This is a genomic window from Bacillus sp. FSL K6-1218 (assembly GCF_038006445.1).
Taxonomy (GTDB): Bacteria; Bacillota; Bacilli; order Bacillales; family Bacillaceae_G; genus Bacillus_A; species Bacillus_A thuringiensis_S.
Window position 1 is genome coordinate 2,134,151 of record NZ_JBBOVE010000001.1, and the last position, 26,579, is coordinate 2,160,729.

Consider the following 26,579-nt stretch of genomic DNA (forward strand, 5'->3'; position numbering starts at 1 on the left):
AGAGTAAATATACAAATTAAGATAGTGTTACAAGTATATTTTTTAACTTCTAATCATGTAGACTATAGTCACAAAGAGGCTTCTAGTCTATAATGTTAGAGTGTAATTTTAAAATTAAAGAAGGATGATAATTTAAGTATGGATGGCATCAAGAATAACATAAGGTTACCTGCAACATTAAAAGAGTATTTATTAACAAGTAATAGAATGGAATCATTATTATGTGAAGAAATTTTATTGGATATTGAGGAAATTTACATTCTTTATAAATCACTATATGAATTTGATGAATCGGATTTTAGTTTAAATGTGATTAAATCTATTGATAGGTGTAGAGATAGAACGGGATTTTACTTTTATCTAAAGAAAGTATTGGATAGGGAATTAGAAAAAGTGTCTAAGGGTAATGTGGAACAAAATAATGGTGGTATTGTAATATCAAAGAACTTAATTGATGAACAATTCAAGATGGTTACTAAAGGTTATATCGATTCAATTAACCAAATATACTATGGAGAAACCAAAATAGATTTAAAATATGCTTATAAAAACTTAGGGAAAATAGAAATACTACATACTCTTTTGGAAGATGTATATTTAAAAGATTTATTGTCTTCGGGGTATAAAATACTAGAAAATTATGAAGGGAAATTAAAGTAATCTAAACTAACCAAAATAGGAAGAGAAAGTATAGGTTAATTTCTACACAAGAACAATGTGTAGAAATTAAGAGAATGTTTTTATATCGGTACTGCTTAATTATTACATATATAATTTAGTACGGAGATTTAATAGAGTTGTATTAATCGGTAGATTGACAAAGGAGCCAGAATTATACTACACAAAACAAGGCGTCGCTTATGCAAGAATATGTATTGCGGTGAATAGAGGATTTCGAAATAGTTTAGGTGAACAACAAGTCGATTTTATTAATTGTGTCGTTTGGCGAAAATCGGCTGAGAATGTAACTGAATATTGTAAGAAGGGGTCACTTGTTGGGATTACAGGGCGTATTCAGACGAGTAATTACGATGATGAACAAGGCAAGAGAATATATAGAACTGAAGTTGTGATTGAGAGTATTACCTTTTTGGAGAGAAGGCGGGAGGGGGCATCGTAATAAAAGGTGATTTTAAGTAATAGCTTCGGAAAAAATTGTGGAAAGTATTTTAATAAACTTAAAGAAGGAATATCTCCAACTTTTTTGAAAAAACAAGTAAAGAGTATACAAAATTTTATAACGTTTTTTGGCTAATCCAGTAACAAACGAGAACCGTAAAACCCATCACAGGATAGAAATGTATAAAAAGATGAATCGAGTGATAGAAAATAAAAAAAGGGATTCCTTCTGAGAGTAAGGAATCCTCCTTTTTGTTGCTACCGATAATAGGACGTTATGTTAACCAACTATGAATATGATATACGGAGAAGGTTACCTCTGATTAGTATGGAATACAACCTTAAAGAAATCATTTACTCGGAGGACTATATATGGACAAAGAATATGAAGAAGCATTTGTCAAAAAATTTTTTTCTAAGAGATTACGTGACAGGGTTCTATTTGAATTATTTTCTCCTAAAAAAAGAAGAGATGCCTTATGGCGTTTAAATCATAACTACAGCGTTGCCTTGAATGAGAAATACATCGTAAGCATCACACAACGTATAGCTAACATCGACGAACTCCTACAACTATTAAAAAATCATGGTGCCGAGGATAACTGTTATGTTATGTCCTTAAACGAAGATATAGACGGTAAACACTTACCTTTACACATTGCGGTAGAAAAAATAGCTTTTTATGGTTTATCTTCTATCATTTCATGTGTCCCAGACAAACTTGCATATTTTCAAGCTGAGCAAAATTACGGTTCCCGTGAAAGATATCTTTTAAAAAGAAATTGAAAATACTTGGAACATTTTTTATAAATCAACTTCCGCTAACGAAAATTATGTAAATAAGCTGTCCATATGGACAGCTTATTATATTTTTTGCTTAGCGTGTTTTTTTTTATACTGGCGGTACCTCAAGAAATGGATAAAAAATAAAAATCATTGGAAACGAAAGCTTTTAAAATCCCATTCCTAATTTAAAATGTAAAAAGAATGAAATAGTATGGTAGCGGGAAGAAAGTAGTAAAATTAAGCACCTGAGTAGGAGTATAGAGTAATAACATGTTACAATACAGCTAAGAACAAGCAATAAAGGAGAGTTTTTTACGTGAAGATTAAAGCAATTGAACCGACGCCAAGTCCAAATACAATGAAAGTTATTTTGAATGAAGTATTACCATCAGGAGCGCGTAATAATTATACAAATGAAAATAAAGAACAAGCACCAATGCAAGTGCAAGAAATTTTGAAAATTGAAGGTATTAAAGGTGTGTATCATGTAGCTGACTTTTTAGCAGTCGAGCGAAATGCAAAGTATGACTGGAAAGTTTTATTACAACAAGTTCGTGCTGTTTTTGGCGAAGAAGTAGTGGAAGAAAGTGAAGAACAACAACTTGCTCATTTTGGAGAAGTGAAAGTGTTTGTTCAAATGTTCTTTACAATTCCAATGCAAGTAAAGTTAACAGATGGAACATCGGAAGAACGTGTTGGCTTACCAGATCGTTTCAAAGAATCAATTATGAAAGTACAAATGTCTGCACCAAACGTTGTAAAAGAGCGTAAATGGGTAGAACAAAGTACACGTTACGGTAATTTTGAAGAAATTGGGAAAGAAGTAGTGGAAGAGATTGTTGCTGCATATTCAGAAGAACGTGTAAATGAAACGGTTAAAGAATTATTAAATCAAGCAGGGGCTGTTGAAGTAACGATTCAAAAGCGTGAGCCATATAAAGTAACAGAAGAGATGATGAAAGATTCTGACTGGAAAAACCGTTTTGCAGCATTAGAACAAATGGATCCTACTGAAGAAGATATGCCAGTGTTGAAGATGGCGTTAGATGATGAAAAAGTTTCAATACGCCGTTTAGCAACAGCGTATTTAGGTATGGTAAAAGGTGATGGAGTATTGCCATTATTATATAAAGCGTTATTAGATCGTTCAGTAAGTGTTCGCCGTACAGCAGGCGATTGCTTATCAGACGTAGGTGATCCAGCAGCGATGTTCGTTATGATTAAATCTCTGAAAGATTCAAGTAAATTAGTACGCTGGCGTGCAGCGATGTTCTTATTTGAGCTTGGAGATGAAAGTGCGATTCCAGCATTAAAAGCAGCGCAAGATGATCCAGAGTTTGAAGTAGCGATGCAAGCGCGTCTAGCATTAGAGCGTATTGAAGGCGGAGAAGAAGCAAAAGGTTCTGTATGGAAACAAATGACGGAGTCTCGTAAAGGGGAATAATGTATGATTGTTTTCTATGATAGTTGGTGTCCGATGTGTACGGCGGTTGCAGAACGTACGAAAAAATTAGATAAAAAAGGTAAGATGAAATTTGTTTCATTTCGAGATGAAGATGTAGTTGAGAAGTATGAGCTTTCTCAAGAACTACAAAGTAAGATGGAACAAAGACTGTATATTTTTAAAAATAATAAGTGGTATGACGGCATTCAGAGCATAGATGTACTAGCAAAGGCCGTTCCATCTTATTGGTTTGCCGTTCCTTTTATAAAGTTATCAATCGTACTTGGTTTTGGAAGTAAAGTATACGATTATATCGCTAACAATAGAAAACTTGTTCCAGTGGGACATTGCCGCGGTGGGGTTTGTGAAATCCCTACAAAAAAATGAAATCATCGTTATCTTTCTTTTGCACCTATTAATAGAGCGTGATATGATGAATTTGGAATGAAAGTTGAAGGAGAGATTACAAGATGTCAAATGCTTATGAAGAATACATGCGCCAAATGGTAATCCCAATGCGCCAAGAGTTAGTGCGTTCTGGGTTTGAAGAGTTAACTACAGAAGAAGCTGTAACAGAATTTATGGAAAATACATCAGGTACAACTTTAGTAGTTGTAAACTCTGTTTGTGGTTGTGCAGCTGGTTTAGCACGTCCATCAGCAGGTCAAGCGGTTGTTCGTGCTGAAAAACAACCGGATCATCTTGTAACTGTATTCGCAGGTCAAGATAAAGATGCTACTGCAAAAATGCGTGAATACTTCGGAGAAATTCCTCCATCTTCACCATCTATGGCATTATTAAATGGAAAAGAAGTTGTTCACTTCATTCACCGTCATGAAATTGAAGGTGCAACTATGGACGAAATTATTACGAACTTAGAGCAAGCTTTCGAAAAGAATTGCTAAAGAAGGGGGAGAGTAAATCTCCCTCTTTTCTTTATATAGAGGTGAAACAATGATAGTAACAACAGCAGGAAGAACGAATAAAGAAATGACAGATTATGCAAAGCAGGTAGCCGCAGAATTAAATCGTTCATTCGTTAAACGTAATGAAATACCAGTACATAAATTACATGAGCAGTATGAACAAGATGTACTTGTCGTAGGAAAGAACCGATTAGCTATTTATCCGAAAGGTACGGAAGAATCATTTTTCTTTCATCCGAACTCAGCGATGTTTCGTGTGAAAAGGTTAATGCGTGGAGAACACGATCCGTTTGTACAAGCTGCTAAATTAGAGAGCGGAATGACAGTGTTAGATTGTACGCTCGGTATGGCATCAGATAGTATTGTAGCTAGTTATGTTGTTGGTGAAAGTGGAACAGTAACAGGACTTGAAGGTAATGAATATATGGCTTATATCATGAGAAATGGTTTGAAAACATGGTCTTCATCTGTTTCTGAAATCGATGAAGCAATGCAAAGAATCCAAGTAAAGCAAACGGAGCATTTTTCATTTTTAGCGCAATGTGAAGATAATAGTTACGATGTCGTTTACCTTGATCCGATGTTTGAAGAAACTGTCATAGAATCTGACGGAATTAAAGGATTAAAACACTTCGCTTTGTATCATGATATTACTGATGAAACAATTGCGGAGGCGAAGCGAGTGGCGAGAAAACGTGTCGTATTAAAAGATCATTTCCGTAGTTCTAGATTTGAAAAACACAATTTTCACGTATACAAAAGAAAAAGTGCTAAGTTTCACTTTGGTGTAATTGACCCTTGCTAATTGTTTGAAAAGATGTATAATAAGCAATAATTAATTAAATATACTGTCTGTGATGAAGAGAGTAGTCTTTTTTAGAAGGAAAGCGAGCTAGGGATGGTGTGAGCCTAGTACGAAAGAAAAAGATGAAGCGCACTTCGGAGATGCTTCTTGAACGAATAGTAGAGAAAGCCGAGGCCCCCTGTCCTCGTTATAAACGGGAAAGTGGTTCGTAACGAACAACAAGGGTGGTACCACGGGTTAAAACTCGTCTCTTTTCTAGAGACGAGTTTTTTGTGTTTTAAAAAATAAGGAGGTTAAATCATGGATTATAAAATGCAGTTTGCGGAAAGTTTATCTAATATTTTCACGAATGAATTAACGCAAAAACAAATTTTAGATTTAATTGAAACACCGAAACAAGATGAATTTGGAGATGCAGCGTTCCCATGCTTTTCATTAGCGAAGCAATATAAAAAAGCACCAGCTATTATCGCAAAGGAAGTTGCTGAGAAATTAAATGATCCGTTTTTTACGAAAGTAGAAGCCGTTGGTCCTTATGTAAATGTATTTTTCAATCGTGAAACTGTAAGTGATGCAGTATTAAAAACGGTTTTAGCGGAGAAAGAAGAGTTCGGTCAAAACCACTTTGGCTGTGAAAAAACAGTAGTAATTGATTATTCCTCTCCTAATATCGCGAAACCTTTTTCGATGGGGCATTTACGTTCTACAATGATAGGAAATTCGCTGAAACATATTGCTGAAAAATGTGGCTATGAAGTTGTAGGGATTAATTATATAGGAGATTGGGGAACACAGTTTGGAAAGTTAATTACGGCTTATAAAAAATGGGGAAATGAAGCAGTAGTTAAAGAAGATCCAATACGTGAGCTATTTAAGTTATATGTTCAATTCCATGAAGAGGTAAAAGACGACGAAGAACTAGAAGAAGAAGGACGTGCTTGGTTTAAGAAATTAGAAGAAGGTGATGAAGAAGCGGTAGAGCTTTGGAATTGGTTCCGTCATGAGTCCCTTAAAGAATTTTCTCGCATTTATGAACTTCTCGGCGTAGAATTTACTAATTTTCAGGGAGAAGCATTTTATAATAATTTAATGGAAGATTTTATTGGGATTTTAGAAGAGCATGAGTTGCTTGAAGAATCAGAAGGCGCATTAGTCGTTAATTTAGAAGAAGAAGGAATGCCGCCTTGCTTAATTAGAAAATCAGATGGTGCGACGATTTATGCAACGCGTGACTTAACGGCAGCTTTATATCGTCAAAACACTTATGGGTTTGATAAAGCGCTATATGTTGTTGGTCCAGAACAAAGCTTACACTTCAATCAGTTTTTTACTGTATTAAAAAAGCTCGGCTACACTTGGGTTGATGGCATGGAACATGTACCGTTTGGGTTCATTTTAAAAGACGGTAAGAAAATGTCCACACGTAAAGGAAGAGTTATTTTACTCGAAGAAGTACTTGAGGAAGCAATCGAACTTGCAAAACAAAATATTGAAGAGAAAAACCCAAACTTAAAACAGAAAGAAGAAGTAGCAAAGCAAGTCGGTGTTGGTGCAGTCATCTTCCACGATTTAAAAAATGAGCGTATGCACAATATCGAATTCTCATTAGAAAATATGCTGAAATTTGAAGGAGAAACAGGACCTTACGTACAGTACACACATGCACGTGCGTGCTCTATTTTAAGAAAAGAAAGTGTAGAATTTGAAACATGTACGTTTGCTTTAAAAGGTGATCATAGCTGGAGTGTCGTAAAATTACTTAATAAATTCCCTCAAGTAATTGAAGCAGCTTTCAATAAAAATGAGCCATCTATTATTTCGAAATATGTATTAGATGTAGCACAATCATTCAATAAATATTACGGTAATGTTCGTATATTAGAAGAGAGCGAAGAAAAAGACAGCAGACTCGCATTGGTTTATGCTGTGACGGTTGTATTAGAAGAAGGATTACGTTTACTTGGGGTGGAGGCACCTGAGGAGATGTAACATAGTAGTAAACTGACAAACTGGGTCTAGTATAAACCTGGTTTGTTTTTTTATTGGATATATAATTTTTTTGCAAAATCAATTAAAATCTTATTAGAGAGGGTGATTCATATTGATTCGAACTTTTATTTTACAAATTCCTTGTCATAGAAGGTTAGATAGGAGTTTTCTTAAACTACAAAAGTACATACCTTTATGTGCGCGTTGTACAGGCATGCTTATTGGTATTTTAATGTTTCCAATTTATTTTTATATGACACCTTCACTTCTTTTGGCAATCATACTATCATTTTTCGCTCAAATTCCTTTACTTATCGATGGGTTCACCCAAAAGTGGAAATGGAGAAGTAGCTCAAATTTGCTAAGAATAACTACTGGTGTATTAAGCGGTAATGGTATGGGATTATTCATTTCATCTAGTGTTATATGGATATTATCTTAAGATATATAGTAATGGAGGTATTTACATAGATGTTCTGGATTTACTTAATTCTAATTTTTATTTCAGGTGGAAGTGGAATTGGTTTTATGATTCAAAATAAGTATACAGAAGCAATAATAGCTTTTGTTATTTGTATACTATTGTTTGGGCTACTGTATTATTATCTTAAGAGAAACAAAAGAAAGAGAAAAGTAGATTGTGACGATTTAGACTGTACGGATTGTTTTGATTGTGATTGTACTTGTTAAATTTTTCTTCCAAATAAAAAGCTAGTGAATTATTAAAAATACACTAGCTTTTTTGCTTTGAAATTTTAAGAAAAGTGTAGGAATACGGCTATTATATAGAGAACTTTAGTTTTGTATATAAAAGGAGGCGGGAAAATAATCTGTTTTGAACCACATTGGATTTCTAATATGGCTTCTTATTTACTAGATGGGGAGAAACAATCGGAATTTATTCAGCTAGGTGTTTTGCAGAAATTATTTGAAAGTGATACGCAAAGAAATGGTAAAGATGGCAATATAGGCATGAAAATACCGATATATTTAAGTGAATTAGGTGTGAAAAATATTGAATGTAGAGTAAGCGATAAAGTGAACTTTTTAGATTCAAATATGCATCACAATGATAAAAACGATTTGTATCAATCATTAAAAGAAGAGGGGATTGCAGGTGATCCGGGTGATAAGCAACAATTTGTAGAACGTTTAATAGCCAGAGGATTAACATATGATAATGCGCTAGCTCAATATGAAGCTGAACTACGATTTTTTAAAATATTTCATGTGTATTCTTCTTTTGTATACGCTCCCAATATGAAAATTACATTTGGTGACATAGTTTGTTAAAAGGTATGATGTATAAGGCTTGTCGTTTAATGTCGATAAGTCGATATTCGACATATAATCGCTGATATATGTTAAGAATCGGTCGATATAATTTGAAAATCGCCGATAAAATGAAAGAATCGCTGATATATTTGAATTATCGCCGATATAATTTTATGTACTAATTTCAGCTTCTACAAGATTAAAACCGCATGTTACGTTATTCCATATAATTAAACAAAATACGGAGAAAAACAATCATTTTTACTATATTTTGTTATAAATTTGAATAATATTAATTAATAACATCTATTATAAGAGATTTTAGTTGAATACATACTATATGGTGTGTAAAATCTAAGCAAGTAGCAGTTTAAATATAAATTCGAGGTGAATGCATGCTAGATTTTAAGCAGTTAGAAACTTGTTTAAAAGACAAGAGATTTGTAGATGGATTACAGGAAATAAATAATGAAATTGCATATATAAAAGAAACGAATACTTTATCCTATGTGAAGAATTGGCTTGCCAATATTCCTTCACATAAGGAGTTTGATATATTAATTCGCCTTACTGATGAAGGGCTTATGCACCAATACAGTTCATTTCTCATTCGCTACGCTTATAAAAAATTCCCAAATATGAGAACGCTCTCTTTATATTGTGATGAGTTAATTGATGAGCGAAAAATTCTTGAAGCAGAGCAGTTGTTAAAATCTTCTTTAGAAGAGTTAGGTAAAGAAGAAATAGATGCAGATTTTTTAGCGAAAACATATTTTACGTTAGTACGATGTCTTTTAGAAATGAAACGAAACGAAGAAGCGCTAATGTATATGCAAAAAGCAGAGGAGTACAGTACACGTGCAGTCTTTGATAAGTGGGGCTACGTTTATATGCATACAGGTGAATGGGAGAAAGCGGAAGAACAATTTATTGTTGGCATGCAGCATGAAGATTGTGAAGAGTTATCTACCTATTTATTATCACAATTGTATGCGAATAAAGGGGAACAAAAACGCGCGCTACAGTTAATTGATGATGCGATTGTAAAGTTCCCACAAGTACCATATTTTCATTTTGAGAAGGTAAAGTATTTATTAGATTTAGAGCAATATGAAGAGATGTTAGCGGTAATAGATAACATAAATACTCAGCTGCCATATCATGCTTATAACACTTACTTTGTACATTTACGTGCAGAAGCGCTGTACAAAATGAATAAATTTGCAGATTTACAAAAGCTATTAAAAGAAGAAAAGAGTTTAAAAGAATCTTTATATCATAATTTAGAAAAAAATCCGGATGGAAAAAAGGTTCACTTGCCGATAGTTCCTATTGTACAAAAGGATAATTATTGTGTTCCGACAAGTTTAGAGATGATGTTGCGTATATGGGGAGAGACACGTACACAAGATGAAATAGCAGAGTTTATTTTTGATATGACAGGATCGAAGTTTTCAGATACTGTTTCTTATTTAGAAGAATTAGGTTATGAATATCGTTATTTTAAAGGGAATGAAGAGAATTATAAGAGACTGATTGATGAAGGAATTCCTGTTTTATTAAGTATAGATATTGAGCATGCTTCACACGTACAAGTTCTATCTGGATATGATGATACATTGCAAGCTTTCTATGTTCAAGATCCAAACTTTATAGAACCAGTTCTTGTGGAATATAGTAAATTACAAGAAAAATATCGTTATACAGGCTGTTTAGCAATCACGTTTGTTCCGAAAGAAAAGAAGGCGCAACTAGCGTTTCTAAGTGAGGAAGAAAATCGTTATTTTAAATCTATTTTTTCTCTTACGGATCATTTAGATGAACATGACAAAGAGGGAATTAGTAACTTAGTACAATTTTTAAAAGAAACGAGCGATAATCCAAATACGTGGTTATATACGATAAAGCACTTAGATGTTGAAGTAGATAAAGAATTTATTTTATATTGTATCGATAAGTTAATGGAAAAGTTTCCGAACTCGGACTTTGTTAAATTGCATGGTGCACAGTGTTTTATTCGTCTTCAGGAAGTAGAGAAAGCGGAGCAAATGCTGACAAGCGTTGAGAAGAAAAATAATCGTGCTTTATATCATTTAATAAACGGAAGATATGCTTTTGAGCAGGAAAGTTATATAGAAGCGATTTCAAGCTTTCGTTCATCGTTACAATTAGACGCAGATCAGCCTATTGCTTGGAGTTTTCTTGCTTTATCCTATATGTATATTGATCAATCTGAAAAAGCATTGCAATATTCACAAGTTGCGTTAGAGCGCAGTCCTGAAAGGTTCACTTTAACGAATCACGGTTTAATATTAATAGATTTAGAAAGATATGAAGAAGCATATGAAATCTTTAATGACTTGTTAAAAGAGTATAAATATGAAGCACATGTATGGTATGAACGAGCGAGATGTGCACATCAACTAGGAAAATTATATTTAGCAATAAAAGGGCTTAAAGTAGCGATTCATTTGGATAGTAATGCACCTTACATTTATACGAAACTTTCGGAAATATACGAATCTGATTTGAAGGATGAGGAAAGTACGAAAGAAATTTTATTAAACGGTATTGAGAATTGTGATGATAAAGCACCTCTTTACGTAAAATTAGGTGACTATCATTTTCAAAATGATAGCTTGGAAGAAGCAGAAGTATTGTATAAGCGTGCTTTAGAAGAAAACGATGAGGATGTTTATTCTCACTTCGGACTTACACAAGTGTATATGGCAAGAGAACAATACAAGGAAGCAAAAGAATACATTCTTGGTCTCGAGAAGCAAATTGAAAAGAGCCAAGATTTCCTCATGAATGCAGGAATGGTTTTATGGGATGCTGAACTTGAACTTGGTGGAAATGAAGAAGGGTTTAAAGTAGCGCTATCTAAGTTAGAAAATGGTATAAAGAAAAGCGATTATAATGTAGCAAGTGCGTTAGATGAATATGTGAATCGAATTAAAGGAACGGAATTTGTACAACGAGGTATAGCGTTTTTAAGAACTTTACACAAAGAAAGAAATGAAGTAAGTGAGTACGGTTGTTATGCAGGTATTTTATATGAATCTATTGGACAGTACGGCCAAGCGATGAAAAGATATAATAAGGCGATAGAACAAAAGGAAACGGCATTACCGTATTACCGAATTGGTGAAACACTTATGGCATTAGGGCAATTGACGGAAGCAAAACAAGCGTATGAAACATGTTTAGAGCTTGATGGGAATTTCGTAGGTGTACATTTACAGCTTGCGGAAATATACGAAAAAGAAGAAAACCGTTCTAAAGAACAAAGTCATATGGTTCAGGCGATGAAGGAAGAGCCGTTGCATATTAATATGGAATATTTGGCACAGCTTTCAGTAGATATGAATCTTCAGGAAGAATTGCTGACTGAACTAGAACAATTAGAGGAAGAAGTACCTGAAATATGGCGTTTAGATGCGATTGCATATGTGTACGGAGCGATGAATGAAATAGATAAAGAACAAGCACAGATTGAATACGCACTACAATTAGATGGTGAGCATATAGAAGTTCTATATCATTATGCAAAAGTATTAGTGAAAAAAAGAAATGTAAAAGCAATTGAAGTTGCAATGAAAGTAATACAAAAAGATTTTGATAATGAACGTATATTTGATGTTTATGTAAAAGCAGTAGAGCAACATAAAAAATTGTCTAACATACGAGATTTTCTTCATACGTTAAAGGTGAAAAAAGCAGAAAGAAGTACAGCATTCATGTATGCTGCAGCTGCGGTTACGGAAATATGGATTGAACGCCAGCTGCATGAACAGCCGAAACGATCTATCATTACGAGAGCTTTTTATCGTATGAAAAATCGTGCGAAAGAAATTTCAATGGTTACTATGATAATTGATTTATATGAAATCTCTTTAAAGTTAAATCCGAAAAATAGTATGGCAGCACAGCGATTTGCGCTATTTTATGAGAATGTAGAGATGAATAAAGAAGCGATAGAGATTCTGCACACGTCACTAGAAAATAAATGGGATTATGAAGTAGCGAAGCAACTTGTAAATCTTTTCGTTGAGTGCGAGGAAGAAGATATGTTAAGAGATGCTTTGGAATTAACGAAGCAAATGGTTCGAGAACTACCAGATGATTATGATACTCTTCTTCTGCAAGCACAAGTATTCTTTAAAGCAGGGGAAGAAAGAAAAGCAGAAAAGATTACCTTACAATTAACGGAGCAAACACCGTTCGTAAGTAGAGCATTTCTTGCTTTAGGAGAAATGTACCAAAGTCAAGAAAGGTTTGAAGAGGCAATTCAAGTATTAGAAAATGCTTCTATACATCATCGAAATGAAACAGTAATTCTTCTTTCTTTAGCGTCTTCATATCATGGTGCCGGCCAAACACTAAAGGCAGAAAAAATAGCAAATGAAGTATTAACAATGGATGCAAGTGATTTGTTAGCAAGATATGATCGTGCTTGTTATTTAGCACAGTTAAATAGAAATGAAGAGGCGAAGGAAGAGCTTGAAATTGTCCTTCGTGAGGATGAATCGGGATTCTTTGCTGAACTTATTGAGGATGATGAAAATTTAGCAGCATTGCGAGAATTTGAAAAGTAATTGTATAAGAATAGGGGATAAGGATAAGAATATATTTTGAATTAGTTGACAATTAGTTGTCAAATGGCATAAAATAACTTTTAATAAAGTATACAAATCTGAAGACGAGAAAGAGTAAAATAGTGAACTGTTCTCCAGAGAGCCGGTATATTGCTGAAAGCCGGTGGACAGACGTTATTTGAAAATCATCTCCGAGGAGCCGAGGCTGAAAGTGAGTAAGCCCGGACGGATGTCTACCGTTACAAAGAACACGTATGATAGTACGTTGCTAAGCGCTATTAGTGAAAAGCTAATAGAATTAGGGTGGTAACGCGGGTAAACCCGTCCCTACTTCATAGGGGCGGGTTTTTTGTGTGCTTTTAAAACATTCAAAGGAGTGATTGTAGATGAAGAAAGTAGATGTAAAAGAGTCAGCTGTAGGGAGAGAAACACGTATTCGTAAGCAGTGGAACGAACAAAGCATTTTTGAACAATCAATTCAGAATCGAGAAGGCGCACAATCGTTTGTGTTTTATGAAGGACCACCAACGGCGAACGGTTTACCACACGTCGGTCATGCACTTGGTCGGGCAATTAAAGATTTAGTAGCAAGATATAAAACGATGGCTGGTTATAAAGTAGTAAGAAAAGCAGGATGGGATACACACGGTTTACCTGTAGAACTAGGTGTTGAGAAGCAACTTGGTATTTCTGGTAAACATGAGATCGAAGAATATGGCATTGAACCATTTATTCAAAAGTGTAAAGAGAGTGTTTTCACATATGAAAAGCAGTGGCGTGAATTCACTGAAAGTATTGGTTATTGGGTAGATATGGATGATCCATATGTAACTTTAGAGAATCCATATATTGAAAGTGTATGGCATATTTTGGGGACGATCCATGAAAAAGGATTGTTATATAAGGGACATAGAGTTTCACCATACTGCCCAAGCTGCCAAACTTCATTGAGCTCACATGAGGTTGCACAAGGGTATAAAACAGTAAAAGATTTAAGTGCAACTGTGAAGTTTAAAGTGAAAGATAGTGAAAATGAGTATTTCTTAGGCTGGACAACAACGCCTTGGACACTTCCAGCAAACGTAGCGCTTGCTGTACATCCAAATATGGAATATGTTAAAGCAAAACAAGAAGGTCATGTATACATTGTTGCGAAAGAACGTGTACAAGAAGTATTAAAAGAAAACTATGAAGTATTATCTGTTCATAAAGGCGAAGAATTATTAAACACATCTTATACAGCGCCATTTCCGATGAAAGAAGTTACAAATGGTTACCGCGTTATCGCAGCAGAGTTTGTAACGGCAGATAGTGGTACAGGACTTGTTCATATTGCTCCAGCATATGGAGAGGACGATTATAGAGTTGTTCAAAGTGAAGGATTGTCATTCTTGCACGTTGTAGATGAAAAAGGTGAGTATACAGAAGCGGTACCATTTTTGAAAGGTAAATTTGTAAAAGATTGTGACGTTGACATTGTTCGTTATTTAGCGAAAGAAGGTTTACTATATCATAAAGAAAAATATGAACATAGCTATCCACATTGCTGGCGTTGTGATTCACCACTTCTTTATTATGCAGGAGAAAGTTGGTTAATCCGAACAACTGCAATTAAAGATACATTTTTACAAAATAATGATTCAGTTACTTGGTATCCGGATCATATGAAACATGGACGCTTTGGTAAGTTTTTAGAAAATATGGTGGACTGGAATATTAGCCGAAATAGATATTGGGGAACGCCATTAAACGTATGGGAATGTGAAAGTTGTGATCATCAGTTTGCGCCGAAAAGCATTGCCGAATTAAGAAAGCATAGTACGAAAGAAACACCGGAAGATTTAGAATTGCATAAGCCTTATGTAGATGAAGTTCAAGTCTGCTGCGAAAAATGCGGAGGCACAATGAATCGTACACCAGAAGTAATTGATGTTTGGTTTGATAGTGGTTCCATGCCATTTGCACAATATCATTACCCATTTGAAAATAAAGAGTTATTTGAAGAGCAGTTTCCAGCTGATGTTATTGCAGAAGGAATTGATCAAACACGCGGCTGGTTTTATAGTTTATTAGCAGTCTCAGCACTGTATACAGGAAAAGTACCGTATAAACGAGTGTTATCACTAGGGCATGTTTTAGATGAAGAAGGGCAGAAAATGTCTAAAAGTAAAGGGAATGCACTAGATCCAGTTGATTTAGTAGATAAGTTTGGTGCAGATGCGCTAAGATGGGCTTTACTTGTTGATAGTGCTCCGTGGAACGCGAAGCGTTTTTCTGAAAGAACCGTACTGGAAGCGAAATCTAAATTTGTAGATACATTAGTCAATGTGTATAGCTTCTACGTTTTATATGCAAATTTAGATGAGTATAACCCGAAAGAAACGTATGATGTAAAGCGTACGAAATTGGATGAATGGGTATTATCAAGATTGCATAGTACAACGAAAAAAGTGAGAACAGCACTTGATGATTATCAATTTACGAATGCAGCTCGTGAAATTGCAGCACTTGTAGATGAAGTGAGTAACTGGTATGTAAGACGCTCACGTAATCGTTTCTGGGAATCTGGTATGAACGCTGAAAAAGCTGCTGCGTATGAGACACTTCATGAAGTACTTGTAACAATTAGTAAATTAATTGCACCATTCACACCGTTTGTCGCGGAAGACATTCATCTTAATTTAGAAGGAAGTAGCGTTCATTTAGCTGATTATCCAGTTGTAAATGAATCACTACTTCAGCCGAAATTAGAAGCGGAAATGGATGCTGTTTTACAAGTTGTTGAACTTGGAAGAAGTAACCGTAATCAGCATTCTTTAAAAGTAAAACAGCCGCTAGCAGAACTTGTATTACTTGAGCATAACGAGAATGATATGGATTGGGAATCTTATCGTGATATCGTTATGGATGAGTTAAATGTAAAAGCGTTCCATGTTGAACTCGATGAAACAAAATACACATCATATCAATTGAAGCTCAATTTTAAAACAGCAGGGCCGAAATTCGGTAAAAATGTGAATGCAGTGAATGGTTGGCTAAAACAATTATCACAAGAAGAAGTACAAAACTTTGTATCAACAGAAAGAGCAGTTTACGAAGCAACACCAGGAGAAGAAGTAGTTGTAACTGCTGAAGATGTGTTAGTTGAAAAAGTTGCAAAATCAGGATTCTCTAATACGACTAACGGACAATATACGGTTATGTTAGATACGAATGTAACGGAAGAATTGTTACAAGAAGGAGTAGCGCGTGAATTCATTCGTGCGGTTCAAGAATATCGTAAACAGTTGAATTTACCAGTTAATTTACGAGTCGATGTTATTCTCGATACAGAAGAAGAACTACAACGAACGTTAACGAACCATAAAGATTTATTGGAAGAAAACTTACTCGTAAAACAATTTACATTTGGTCACTTAACGAACGAAGACGATGAACTTTCTTTAGGTGAAACAAAACTTAGAATTAAATTAAGTGCAGCTAATTAAAGAAAAAAGGAAGTTGGAATGATTCCAACTTCCTTTTTCGTATGGAGGTAAATTAACTAGCTAATTTCCTCATAATCCATTCGATAGGTCCTCTAGAAAATTTCTTTCTCCATAATACGCTAAACAAAATACTGAAAATGAAAAATACAGTAGCAAATAATAAAACGAAAAGTAGTGTTTGATGTTCCATTCTATTGAATAGAATTAATGTCCCAATCCCGATAAATACATGACTTACATAATGAGTTAATGTTAATTGACCTGTTTGTATAATGGAAGTAACAAACCAATTATTTTCATATTTTTCAGTGATATAGAGGCAAAGTATTAATATAGCAATAGCAGATCCTGTTGCAGATAAAATGTACAATACATTTGGTAAAATGGGTCCTGTATTAAACAAAAATGTAGCAGCTTCTTTGCCAATGTGTGGAATGAAGTAATGCGTGAGCCCTTTTGATAAAAGTTCTATCAGTATGGTGAATGTAATACCGAGCAAGAGCAACCTATCTCTAATCTTTTTATTATGAAGATCTAATCTGCCAATTATCATACCGATTAAGAAGAACGAAAACCAAGGGAAAAAAGGGTGATAACCATTAAAGAATAGATTGCGAAGAAAACCGTTTACTGTCCAGAAGTCTACATAGTTTATAAATGGAGTAGGACCTCCCCAACCTTCGAAAGTATTGAAAGTAAGCTGAAGAGATTGTGCCAAGAGTAGGATAATAATAGATAACAAGAGTAATGCTTTTTTTCGGACTGTAATGAGTAATGCAGCAACGAAAAGGTAAACACCGTAGTAGTGTAATATATCCCCAGTCCACTCCATTACGTATAAAAATAATCCTAAAATAAATAAGAATAGTGCCCGTTTCCAGATGATTTTTCGGCTATTAGAAATTTTTGTTTTTTCATTGCTAGCAACAGATGATCTAGTCATTAAAGATATGCCAATTCCAGCAAGTATAACAAACAAGGCAGAAGCTCTACCTTCAAAAAGTGACATGAAAGTTATTAAAAATGGGGGACCATTTCCTTCTGCACCTGTTATAACCATAAAATTAACAAGCAGCATACCAAACATCGCCAAAGCTCTAGCAAAGTCTAAGCCGATAATTCGTTTTTTAGTATTCAATTCAATCCCTTCTTTCAAAAATACTGTTTACAGTTTCCATCCATATTTGTCTATAATCTATATCCACATGTAACATCATAAAATTCCCGACATTATCAAGCACTAATGCTAACATATGAGCTTTTGAAACTAGATTTTTATTTTCAATCAATTGAAGCTCATTTGCTTTTGTAAGGAGGGATTCAAATCCTTGTAAATATTCTGTTTGCACAGTTAGTAATCGATCTTTGTACATATCATTTCTTGAAGATAGTAATACATATTCTTGCAACACACGATTAAAATAAGGATCGTTCTGCTGTTCATCAATTATTTTGAATCCAATTTCAATGCATTTCTCAATAAAATTTTCTTTCGTAAACTCTTCTGTATGGAAGAAGGAAGAAAACTGCATCGCAGCACATAATTCTGTGAAAATACATTCAATTAATGCATCTTTAGATTTGAAGTAATAATAAATGGACGGTTTAGCAATTCCGACTTCTTCAGCAATCATTGAATAAGTCGTTTTGGTAATACCATGTCCGGCAAACAGTCGATAGCTTGCTTCCATAATTGAAGAGAGTGTTTCTTCACTTTTGCTCATAATAAAGCCTCCTAAAAAAGGTTATATAAATCGTATCATTCATTAATATTTTTTTCAACCTACCGTTAGGTAAAAAGTAGCCTGTTTTTTACAAAGTCATTTAAAAAGTTTAAGAGTTAAGGAATTGCTTTAGAAATATATTTCTAAAGTATTGTGTTCACTTTACACATAAATATTGAGAAAATTTCACTTACCCTAAATGAAAAGGTAATAGAAGTGTTTATAGAGAATTACTCGTAGATTCAATTTTTATCCCCCCATTTTGTGGGGAATGATTGCCTAGTGGTAATGGGATAAGGTTGAGCTACTTTATTAGGGGGAGTGGTTCTATGTTTAATAAAAAAATGGTGGCAATGGCAATGACTGTACCGTTAGTAATGGGGACGATTTCTACGGTTTCGGCATTGGAAAAACAACAGCAAGTAAAGTTAGAAGCTTATTCGCCACAGAAAAAAGCAATTGAATATTTAAAAGAAAATGCTGCGCAGTATGGATTGAAAACAGACCTTTCAGACTTGCAATATATTTCTACAACAGAAACGTCAGTAGCTTCATATGTTAGGTTCCAACAAGTTGTTAATGGTGCACCTGTATTTTCAAAACAAATAACAGTTACGCTTAACGGAGAGGGAAAGGGAGTACTCGCTGTTTCTGATTATCAGCCTGTTACAAGTGTGAAGGAAGTAACGACAAAAATTAGTGAAAAAGATGCAATACAAAAATCAATGGCGTATGTTGGAGAAGCAAGTGAGCAAAATTTATGGGCTCCTACAGATAAAGAGTTCGGATATATTGTTGAAGAAGGAATTGCTCGTCCAGTATATAAAGTTGTAGTCCATTCTAATAATCCATTTGGTGCATGGGAAACATTTATTGATGCAGAAAATGGAAAGTTAATTAAAAAGGTTGATATAAACCGAAAAGCTGAAGGGTCAGGAAAAGTATTTTTACCTAACCCAGTCGTATCTAGCGGTAGTAAAGTAGGCTTAAAAGATAATAACGATGCAGATTCAACAGCTCTAACGAACCAACTGAAAACTGTTACGTTAAAAGGTTTAGATGGAACAGGATTTTTAATTGGAGAATATGTAACGATTTCTTCAAAAGCGAAAACAAAATCTACGAATTTACAATTTAACTATACACGCGCAAATGATAGCTTTGAAGATGTTATGTCGTACTATCATATCGACACATTGCAACGTTACATTCAAAGTCTAGGTTTTAAAAATATTAATAACCGTTCGATAAAAGTGAATGTTAATGGTACAACTGATGATAACTCATTCTATTCTCCATCAACAAAAGCTTTAACTTTCGGTACTGGCGGTGTTGATGATGCAGAAGATGCTGGTATTATCGCACATGAATATGGGCATTCGATTCAAGATAACCAAGTTCCTGGCTTTGGTAGTTCAGCAGAAGGTGGAGCGATGGGAGAAGGATTTGGCGACTTCTTAGGTGCTACATATGAAGATGCAGTATCGACTACTGGATATGGTAAAGCATGTGTTGGAGAATGGGATGCGACAGCTTATTCTAGTTCAGATCCAACATGCTTACGCCGATTAGATACGAATAAAGTATATCCGAAAGATATAACGAATGAAGTGCATGATGATGGTGAAATTTGGGCTCAAGGTCAATACGAAATGGCACAAGCTTTTGGCCGTGATGTAGCAACAAAAATCATTTTACAATCACACTGGTCATTAACACCAAACTCTAAATTCAGTGATGGAGCAAAAGCGATTAAGCAAGCGGATGCTCTTTTATATGGTGGACAACATGCTGCTGATATCGATCGCATTTGGGCAGCGAGAGGCATTAGTACGAATTAATATAAAAAGTCGTGGCATTAAGCCACGACTTTTTAATTTGCTTACGAACTGGTACTAGTAAATAAAGCTATATCAATGATAGTGTCAATATATCCGTATTCCCTTTACTTTTTAGCTTCTTTAAAAACAAAATGCTCTTTAAATTTTCTAGATTCAACTTTTTGACCATTTCGCATCGATCGGAATGGGTGTTCTTGCCATGTAATAATAACATCAACCTCATCCGCTTTTGTAGCAACAGGTAAATTAGCGTGTTCAAATCCAGTTTTTCCACTTGCTAAACGACTTTCCTTTAGGGAAAAGAGTTCATATTTCGTTTTCTTATTTGGTTCGTTGCGGAATACTTCGACGTTTACGTTATATACCTCACTATTCCCGACATTCGTTACTGAAAAATGATATGTTTGAAATTCATCTTTTTTAGCTTGAAGCATATTCTTGTTTGTTTTTTTCGGTTTATCAATATTTACTTGCCATTGATCAGAGTTTTGAGAGATTGGTAAAGAGTTTGGTGAATAGGCGTATGTTTCGTTTACTACAATTAGGCAAAACAATAGGAGAAAGAAACTAATTGCTTTTTGCATATACACACCTCGCTATAAAATTTTTTATTAATATGCGTGAAAAATACAACTTTTATGTAATAAAATGGAAAGGGATGACGATTTGATTCAAATACAATTAAATAAATTGGAAGAGATAGTAAATGGTGAAGGATTACAAGAATCATTTCATTATATAGAGATGCAAGGCGTCTGTATTGACTCTAAAAAAATTACGAAAGGGAATTTGTTTGTTCCGATTATTAGGGTGAAAGATGGACACGATTATGTAAAAGAAGCGATGGAAAAAGGTGCGGCTGCTTCTTTATGGAAAAAGTCTTACGGTGATCCTCCAAAAGGAATACCGATTATTTTTGTAGATGACACATTACTTGCACTGCAAAAAATAGCGCGATATTACCGAAAGACAAGTAATGTGAAAGTTATCGGAATTACTGGTAGTAATGGAAAGACAATGGTAAAAGATATAATAAGCACGATATTAAGTACAACTTATCGTGTGCATAAAACGAAGGGAAATTTAAATAGTCAAATTGGTTTACCACTAACGATTTTAGAAATGAAACAGGATACAGAGTTTTTAATACTTGAAATGGGAATGAGCGAAACGGGACAAATTCGAAACTTAGCACAAATAGCACAGCCAGATGTAGCGATCATTACAATGATTGGACAGTCACACTTAGAAACGCTTGGATCAAGAGAAGAGATTGCGAAGGCTAAATTTGAAATTGTAGACGGATTAAATGACGGTGGACTGTTCTTATATAATGGTGATGAGCCATTACTTTCTCAAAATATTAATATGCTAGGTATAGAAAGTAAGTCGTTTGGTGGAAAGTATACAAATGATTTGTTTCCAACGAACGTACAATTAGATGAATATGGTGTTCATTTTAAATTAAATCATTCAAAAATACAGTACGATGTTCCCTTACATGGAAAACATAATATTTTTAATACGATTGTCGGAATCGCTGTAGGTCAATTTTACAAAGTCCCTATAGAAAAAATACAAGAAGCATTGCAGCAAATAAACATTACACAAATGCGCTTTCAGTTTTTAACCGCTAAAACAGGTTTTACAATTATTAACGATGCATGGAATGCTAGTCCTTCCTCCATGAAGGTTGCAATTGAAACGTTGCAGAAATTAAATGCCTATAAGAAAAAAATTATAGTGATTGGGGATATGTTGGAGTTAGGCAAGAAAGCTGAAACATATCATAGAGAAATTGGTAAAATGTTAAATGAGGAGAGCATTCAATATGTATTTACGTATGGAGAGTTAGCTGAAATTGTAGCGGAAGAAGCAAGAAAGAACTATCATACGGGAAAAATAAAGTCATTTGATAATAAAGCCAAAATAGCAGAGGAAGTATTGAAAGTTATAACGAAAAAAGATATTGTTTTACTGAAAGGTTCACGTGGCATGGCTTTAGAGGAGATTGTACAAAAGTGGATGTGAAAAATCAGAATATATTTTAAAAAGGCTTGCATTCTATAAAAAGAAGAGTTAGAATACTCTGTAAATATAAAAAGTGATGATCAGGAAAAGTACATGATGCTAAGGTCTACAGAGAGCAGCCGGTTGCTGGGAAGGTTGCGATACCGCATGATGGAAAGACACCTGTGAGTGTTGCTTTGAACGTGATTATTAGTAAAAGCAAACGGTACCTACCGTTATCAGGGCTAAGATGGTCAGTATGACAATTTGGGTGGTACCGCGGAAAAAAATCCGTCCCTATTTATAGGGGCGGATTTTTGTATTCTTTGAAAGGGGGTGAGTGACCGTGGATGATGACGATGACAACAATAACGTAAATAAATATAAAATTACTGGAGGGAAAAATAATGAATTCAATAATGAAGCGTTCACTCACAAAAGAATGTACGGAACAAAGTGGAAAGGTTGTATTACTTCAAGGATGGGTAAAAAAAATTCGGCATCTTGGAAATGTTAGTTTTTTATTATTACGGGACAGAACAGGAGTAATTCAATGTGTATTAGAAAATGAATTGGCTGGATATAAAGTTGATGTAGAAAGTGTCGTCCACGTAATTGGTGAAATAGTCGAGACATCGAAAACAGAATTGGGTGTTGAAGTACTTGCTCATGAAGTGAAAGTAATAAACGGTGCAGAGCCACTTCCATTTGAAATAAATAAAAAGAAGTTACAAGTTGGCTTAGATCAACTACTTAATGAGCGGGTAATATCATTAAGGCATGAGCGAACCGCAGCGATTTTTAAAGTGAAATCTACATTCGTTCAGAGCTTTAGTGAATTTCTAATAGAGAACGATTTCACACGTATATTTACTCCAAAAATTGTTTCGCAAGGGGCAGAAGGAGGAGCGAATGTTTTTAAGCTTCCATACTTCCAAAAAGAAGCTTATTTAGCACAATCACCACAGTTCTACAAACAAATGATGGTCGCAGGTGGGTTAGAACGTGTTTTTGAAATTGCACCTGTATATAGAGCGGAACATCACAACTCTTCTCGTCATTTGAATGAATATATATCGTTAGACGTAGAGCTTGGTTTTATTCATGATTTTTATGAAGTGATGCAACTAGAAACGGATGTTTTACAATATATGTTTCAACAAGTAGCAAAAAAATGTGATAAAGAACTACAATTATTACAAATAGAAGTACCTGTTATTACTGAAATTCCTAAAATTCCATTGTTAGAAGCACAAGAAATCTTGAAAAATAAGTATCGTAAAGAATCTCCTGTAGGGGATTTAGATACAGAAGGTGAAAAGTTACTAGGGAAATATGTGAAGGAAATATATAATAGTGAATTTGTTTTCATTACACACTATCCGAAAGAAGCGAGACCGATGTATACGATGCCGAATAAAGAGAATCCATCTATTACCGATTCATTCGACTTATTATATAAGGGGTTAGAAATAACGTCAGGGGCACAGCGAATTCATAATTATGAAATGTTACTCGCTTCGTTTAAAGAAAAAGGATTACATCCAGAGAAATTTCAATCTTATTTAAATACATTTCGATATGGTTGTCCACCACATGGAGGTTTTGGAATTGGGTTAGAAAGGGTTGTATATAAACTTTTAGAATTAACAAATGTACGAGAGGCTAGTGCTTTTCCGAGAGATTGTACTCGTCTTATACCGTAAAAAGAATCTTCGCGATTATCGCGAAGATTCTTTTTTTATAGTTCGTTTGAAAAGGTGAAAATATAGACTCTTTCTTTTGCTAATAAGCCTAGTAAAAGTGAGTTAAAATATGAACCATTTCGAAAAAAATAATATCCCCCCTTGACAGTTACAAATATAACCGATATACTTCATATTAATTTCAAAAGAAAATATATTCTAAATATTAAAATGTGTTGAATAGGAGTAGTAAGGTCATGTATTTGTACAGAGAGCTATGGGTTGGTGCGACATAGTCAAATGACATCCTGAACTCGCCTAGGAGCAGTAAGGTGGAACGGAATCACATTCTTAGTAAATCTTAACGGTTAACCTTCGATATTAGGTTTGTAATCAAACGATTACTACTAAGGTGGATTCATAATGGAATCAATAAGGGTGGTACCGCGTTAAGTAAATGGCTTAGCGTCTCTTTATATAGAGATGCTAGGCCATTTTTTTATTATATGGAAGAAGAAATGGGGGTTTATTTGGATAGGGCTATAAAATTTAATTATTTATATAAAAAGATTTAATTAGGAGGAAAATGAGATGAAACAGACGGAGCAATGGACTTCGAAATTAGGTTTTATAATGGCAGCAGCAGGATCAGCAATTGGACTTGGCGCGATATGGAAGTTTCCTTATATTGCTGGGAAGAGCGGGGGAGGAGCGTTCTTTTTAATCTTTATATTATTTACTGTATTAATTGGACTACCGCTACTTATAGCTGAATTTATGATTGGACGCAGTACGCAGAAACAAGCAGTTGGAGCATTTAAAAGCATTGCACCAAATACAGGATGGCACTGGATTGGACGCCTTGGTGTTGGAACGTGTTTTATACTACTTTCGTTTTATAGTGTTGTAGGTGGATGGGTATTAATTTATTTATTCAGAGGAATAACTGGTCAACTTATTACTCCAGGACAAAATTACGGTGCATTATTTACTGAAACAATTGGGAATCCCGCTTGGGCTATTATGGGACATTTTGCTTTTATGTTCATTACGATATGGGTTGTATCAAAAGGTGTACAAAACGGAATTGAAAAAGCAAGTAAATATATGTTGCCAGCATTGTTCGTTTTATTTGTCGCTCTTATCATTCGTTCATTAACACTTGATAACGCAATGAAAGGTGTGAAGTTTTTCTTACAACCAGATTTCTCAAAGATTACTTCGGAAAGTATTTTGTTCGCAATGGGCCAATCATTCTTTGCGATTAGTATTGGGATTTCAATTATGGTTACTTATAGTTCCTATTTAAATAAAAAAGAAAGTTTACCAAAATCAGCAATAACAATTGTTGGATTGAATTTATTTGTTTCATTATTTGCAGGTCTTGCTATTTTTCCGGCGGTATTTTCATTAGGAATGGAGCCGACAGAAGGGCCTGGATTGCTATTTATCGTATTACCATCTGTATTTAGTCAAATTCCATTCGGTGGAATTTTCTTAACAGTATTTCTTGCCCTATTTACATTTGCGACATTAACATCGGCATTTTCTCTATTAGAGACAGTTGTTTCGGCATTAGCAAATGGTGAACAAAAAAGAAGAACGAAATTATCATGGATGATCGGTTTCTGTATTTTCTTAGTAGGTATACCATCTGCGTTATCATTTGGAGTATGGAGTGATATTACGATTTTTGGAAAAAATATTTTTGATGCAGTAGACTTTTTATCTAGTAATATATTAATGCCACTTGGAGCACTATTTATTAGTATTTTCGTTTCATTCAAAATGGAGAAGAAGGTACTAGAAGCAGAGTTTTTTGTAGGTGGAAATTATGGAAAGAAAGTATTTACTTTTTGGGCATTTTTACTTCGATTTGTAGCACCACTTGCAATAATTATCGTCTTCTTAAATGTAATAGGGATTATTTAATGTTAAATGTTATAATATTCAGTAAAAAAGAAGGTGATGATCATAAAGGCAAATTTGATAGAAGCAGGGAAATACATGAATATTAGAGGGAAAAAGCTATACGTTGAAACGCATGGAAATCCTCAAGATAAACCAGTCTTATATTTGCATGGTGGACCAGGAGAGAGCTGCTATGATTTTTCATTTCATCAAGCGGAAAGATTAAAAAATTTCTTATATGTGATTATGATAGATCAAAGAGGTGTTTGTCGTTCAGAAGAAATTACTGAAGACGAAGCCTTTGGATTAAATGATTTGATTGAAGACTGTGAGGAATTAAAAAAAGTATTGCAAATTGAGAAGTGGTCTATAATTGGACATTCTTTCGGTGGATATGTAGCATTGCTTTATGCTTCGATATATCCAAGTTCAATAGAGAAAATAATATTTGAAGGACCAACTTTTGATTTTGCATTAACAAGTAGAGCTTTGTTGCAAAAGACAGGGCATTTATTAAAAAAGTATGGAAAAGAAGAAGTAGCAGAAGAGTCTCTTGCTTATTCATCTAGCGATGCTAGTCCAGAAGAGTTGTTAGAAGCTTATATAAGATTAAGCGCTGAATTAGAAGAAAAAAGAATGGAGATTTACAATAATAAGGAAGATAGGACAGACGAGAGTTTATACAGTGATGAAGAGTGGGAAATATTTTCAAATCGCTCCAAAATGCACTTTGATAGATTAAAATTAGAGGGAGCATGTCATACATCATTATTATCAAAAATAAAAGATGTACAAAATCTAATGTTATTAATAGTAGGAAAACATGATGTAGTAACGTGTGAAGAACAAATTAAAACATTTAATAAAGATGCCCGAAACGGCAAGTATATCGTATTTGAAGAGAGCGGTCATTCACCTCATTATGAGGAAGCAGATAGATTTGCAGAAACAGTCATACATTTTTTGAAATGAAGAAAA

20 protein-coding genes, 1 pseudogene and 4 other annotated features are annotated in these 26,579 nt (G+C 34.3%); of the genes and pseudogenes, 18 read left to right on the forward strand and 3 right to left on the reverse strand.

Annotated features, from left to right (window positions below):
* Window positions 1-138: 138 nt before the first annotated feature.
* From MHI26_RS10940 to ileS, 13 genes and pseudogenes are all read left to right on the forward strand, one after another.
* On the forward strand, window positions 139-660 hold the full coding sequence (locus MHI26_RS10940) for a hypothetical protein (protein WP_061665962.1): 522 nt from the start codon (window positions 139-141) through the stop codon (window positions 658-660).
* 106 nt (window positions 661-766) lie between these two features.
* A complete protein-coding gene (locus MHI26_RS10945; protein ID WP_061665963.1) occupies window positions 767-1,120 on the forward strand; it encodes a single-stranded DNA-binding protein in 354 nt (117 codons plus the stop codon).
* Between the two features lie 371 nt (window positions 1,121-1,491).
* Window positions 1,492-1,905 carry a hypothetical protein gene (locus MHI26_RS10950; protein WP_061665964.1) on the forward strand — a complete coding sequence of 138 codons (414 nt, stop codon included), beginning with the start codon at window positions 1,492-1,494 and terminating at the stop codon, window positions 1,903-1,905.
* A gap of 316 nt (window positions 1,906-2,221) precedes the next feature.
* The gene (locus MHI26_RS10955) at window positions 2,222-3,349 is read left to right on the forward strand and encodes a conserved virulence factor C family protein (RefSeq protein ID WP_000692568.1); all 1,128 of its coding nucleotides are present in this window, start codon (window positions 2,222-2,224) and stop codon (window positions 3,347-3,349) included.
* A gap of 3 nt (window positions 3,350-3,352) precedes the next feature.
* Window positions 3,353-3,736: a thiol-disulfide oxidoreductase DCC family protein gene (locus tag MHI26_RS10960; protein WP_000634874.1), complete on the forward strand. Its 384-nt coding sequence runs from the start codon at window positions 3,353-3,355 to the stop codon at window positions 3,734-3,736.
* A gap of 83 nt (window positions 3,737-3,819) precedes the next feature.
* Complete coding sequence (locus tag MHI26_RS10965; RefSeq protein WP_000063708.1) at window positions 3,820-4,254, forward strand: BrxA/BrxB family bacilliredoxin; 435 nt, start codon at window positions 3,820-3,822, stop codon at window positions 4,252-4,254.
* A 49-nt stretch (window positions 4,255-4,303) separates the two neighbouring features.
* The gene (locus tag MHI26_RS10970; RefSeq protein ID WP_000637454.1) at window positions 4,304-5,080 is read left to right on the forward strand and encodes a class I SAM-dependent methyltransferase; all 777 of its coding nucleotides are present in this window, start codon (window positions 4,304-4,306) and stop codon (window positions 5,078-5,080) included.
* 40 nt (window positions 5,081-5,120) lie between these two features.
* Window positions 5,121-5,335 (forward strand) — a binding site (T-box leader).
* Window positions 5,336-5,380: 45 nt separating this feature from the next.
* Complete coding sequence (argS, locus tag MHI26_RS10975) at window positions 5,381-7,069, forward strand: arginine--tRNA ligase (RefSeq protein WP_061665965.1); 1,689 nt, start codon at window positions 5,381-5,383, stop codon at window positions 7,067-7,069.
* A 112-nt stretch (window positions 7,070-7,181) separates the two neighbouring features.
* Window positions 7,182-7,511: a DUF2085 domain-containing protein gene (locus MHI26_RS10980; RefSeq protein ID WP_000621479.1), complete on the forward strand. Its 330-nt coding sequence runs from the start codon at window positions 7,182-7,184 to the stop codon at window positions 7,509-7,511.
* Window positions 7,512-7,540: 29 nt separating this feature from the next.
* Entirely contained in the window at window positions 7,541-7,759 is a 219-nt protein-coding gene (locus tag MHI26_RS10985) for a hypothetical protein (RefSeq protein WP_000498602.1), read from the forward strand.
* A 117-nt stretch (window positions 7,760-7,876) separates the two neighbouring features.
* Window positions 7,877-8,362: pseudogene (locus MHI26_RS10990) on the forward strand (class I SAM-dependent methyltransferase); the annotation flags it as partial.
* A gap of 377 nt (window positions 8,363-8,739) precedes the next feature.
* On the forward strand, window positions 8,740-12,942 hold the full coding sequence (locus MHI26_RS10995; protein WP_061665966.1) for a bacteriocin-processing peptidase family protein: 4,203 nt from the start codon (window positions 8,740-8,742) through the stop codon (window positions 12,940-12,942).
* A 92-nt stretch (window positions 12,943-13,034) separates the two neighbouring features.
* Window positions 13,035-13,274 (forward strand) — a binding site (T-box leader).
* A 54-nt stretch (window positions 13,275-13,328) separates the two neighbouring features.
* On the forward strand, window positions 13,329-16,430 hold the full coding sequence (gene ileS / locus MHI26_RS11000) for an isoleucine--tRNA ligase (protein ID WP_061665967.1): 3,102 nt from the start codon (window positions 13,329-13,331) through the stop codon (window positions 16,428-16,430).
* Window positions 16,431-16,482: 52 nt separating this feature from the next.
* On the opposite strand, the gene MHI26_RS11005 is transcribed toward ileS, so the two are convergent.
* Together MHI26_RS11005 and MHI26_RS11010 are read right to left on the reverse strand one after the other, a co-directional pair.
* Window positions 16,483-17,568, reverse strand: coding sequence for a DUF418 domain-containing protein (locus MHI26_RS11005; RefSeq protein ID WP_061665968.1), 1,086 nt, complete (start codon window positions 17,566-17,568; stop codon window positions 16,483-16,485).
* Between the two features lies 1 nt (window position 17,569).
* Window positions 17,570-18,154: a TetR/AcrR family transcriptional regulator gene (locus MHI26_RS11010; RefSeq protein WP_016081809.1), complete on the reverse strand. Its 585-nt coding sequence runs from the start codon at window positions 18,152-18,154 to the stop codon at window positions 17,570-17,572.
* 329 nt (window positions 18,155-18,483) lie between these two features.
* Here MHI26_RS11010 and MHI26_RS11015 point away from each other — a divergent pair, with 329 nt between their 5' ends.
* The gene (locus MHI26_RS11015; RefSeq protein WP_061665969.1) at window positions 18,484-19,995 is read left to right on the forward strand and encodes a M36 family metallopeptidase; all 1,512 of its coding nucleotides are present in this window, start codon (window positions 18,484-18,486) and stop codon (window positions 19,993-19,995) included.
* A gap of 104 nt (window positions 19,996-20,099) precedes the next feature.
* Here the strand turns inward: MHI26_RS11015 and MHI26_RS11020 are convergent, their stop codons facing one another.
* Window positions 20,100-20,579, reverse strand: coding sequence for a hypothetical protein (locus MHI26_RS11020; RefSeq protein WP_061665970.1), 480 nt, complete (start codon window positions 20,577-20,579; stop codon window positions 20,100-20,102).
* A gap of 64 nt (window positions 20,580-20,643) precedes the next feature.
* On the opposite strand from MHI26_RS11020, the gene MHI26_RS11025 reads away from it, so the two are divergent.
* The 4 genes from MHI26_RS11025 (at window position 20,644) to MHI26_RS11040 (ending at window position 26,573) form a co-directional block, all read left to right on the forward strand.
* Window positions 20,644-22,026 carry a UDP-N-acetylmuramoyl-tripeptide--D-alanyl-D-alanine ligase gene (locus MHI26_RS11025; protein ID WP_061665971.1) on the forward strand — a complete coding sequence of 461 codons (1,383 nt, stop codon included), beginning with the start codon at window positions 20,644-20,646 and terminating at the stop codon, window positions 22,024-22,026.
* A gap of 67 nt (window positions 22,027-22,093) precedes the next feature.
* Window positions 22,094-22,307, forward strand: a binding site (T-box leader).
* Between the two features lie 105 nt (window positions 22,308-22,412).
* Entirely contained in the window at window positions 22,413-23,711 is a 1,299-nt protein-coding gene (gene aspS / locus MHI26_RS11030) for an aspartate--tRNA(Asn) ligase (protein WP_001084711.1), read from the forward strand.
* A gap of 206 nt (window positions 23,712-23,917) precedes the next feature.
* Window positions 23,918-24,166 (forward strand) — a binding site (T-box leader).
* Window positions 24,167-24,281: 115 nt separating this feature from the next.
* Window positions 24,282-25,622, forward strand: coding sequence for a sodium-dependent transporter (locus MHI26_RS11035; RefSeq protein ID WP_000814533.1), 1,341 nt, complete (start codon window positions 24,282-24,284; stop codon window positions 25,620-25,622).
* A 75-nt stretch (window positions 25,623-25,697) separates the two neighbouring features.
* Window positions 25,698-26,573, forward strand: a complete 876-nt coding sequence (locus MHI26_RS11040) for an alpha/beta fold hydrolase (RefSeq protein ID WP_061665972.1) — start codon at window positions 25,698-25,700, stop codon at window positions 26,571-26,573.
* The last annotated feature ends 6 nt before the right edge of the window (window positions 26,574-26,579 follow it).

What these genes read in the sequence shown, in the direction of transcription:
- MHI26_RS10940 (WP_061665962.1), top strand. Translation starts at nt 139, where the DNA reads ATGGATGGCATCAAGAATAACATAAGGTTACCTGCAACATTAAAAGAG.
- MHI26_RS10950 (WP_061665964.1), top strand. Translation starts at nt 1,492, where the DNA reads ATGGACAAAGAATATGAAGAAGCATTTGTCAAAAAATTTTTTTCTAAG.
- MHI26_RS10960 (WP_000634874.1), top strand. Translation starts at nt 3,353, where the DNA reads ATGATTGTTTTCTATGATAGTTGGTGTCCGATGTGTACGGCGGTTGCA.
- MHI26_RS10965 (WP_000063708.1), top strand. Translation starts at nt 3,820, where the DNA reads ATGTCAAATGCTTATGAAGAATACATGCGCCAAATGGTAATCCCAATG.
- MHI26_RS10970 (WP_000637454.1), top strand. Translation starts at nt 4,304, where the DNA reads ATGATAGTAACAACAGCAGGAAGAACGAATAAAGAAATGACAGATTAT.
- argS (WP_061665965.1), top strand. Translation starts at nt 5,381, where the DNA reads ATGGATTATAAAATGCAGTTTGCGGAAAGTTTATCTAATATTTTCACG.
- MHI26_RS10985 (WP_000498602.1), top strand. Translation starts at nt 7,541, where the DNA reads ATGTTCTGGATTTACTTAATTCTAATTTTTATTTCAGGTGGAAGTGGA.
- MHI26_RS10995 (WP_061665966.1), top strand. Translation starts at nt 8,740, where the DNA reads ATGCTAGATTTTAAGCAGTTAGAAACTTGTTTAAAAGACAAGAGATTT.
- ileS (WP_061665967.1), top strand. Translation starts at nt 13,329, where the DNA reads ATGAAGAAAGTAGATGTAAAAGAGTCAGCTGTAGGGAGAGAAACACGT.
- MHI26_RS11010 (WP_016081809.1), bottom strand. Translation starts at nt 18,154, where the DNA reads ATGAGCAAAAGTGAAGAAACACTCTCTTCAATTATGGAAGCAAGCTAT.
- MHI26_RS11015 (WP_061665969.1), top strand. Translation starts at nt 18,484, where the DNA reads ATGTTTAATAAAAAAATGGTGGCAATGGCAATGACTGTACCGTTAGTA.
- MHI26_RS11020 (WP_061665970.1), bottom strand. Translation starts at nt 20,579, where the DNA reads ATGCAAAAAGCAATTAGTTTCTTTCTCCTATTGTTTTGCCTAATTGTA.
- MHI26_RS11025 (WP_061665971.1), top strand. Translation starts at nt 20,644, where the DNA reads ATGGAAAGGGATGACGATTTGATTCAAATACAATTAAATAAATTGGAA.
- aspS (WP_001084711.1), top strand. Translation starts at nt 22,413, where the DNA reads ATGAATTCAATAATGAAGCGTTCACTCACAAAAGAATGTACGGAACAA.
- MHI26_RS11035 (WP_000814533.1), top strand. Translation starts at nt 24,282, where the DNA reads ATGAAACAGACGGAGCAATGGACTTCGAAATTAGGTTTTATAATGGCA.
- MHI26_RS11040 (WP_061665972.1), top strand. Translation starts at nt 25,698, where the DNA reads ATGAATATTAGAGGGAAAAAGCTATACGTTGAAACGCATGGAAATCCT.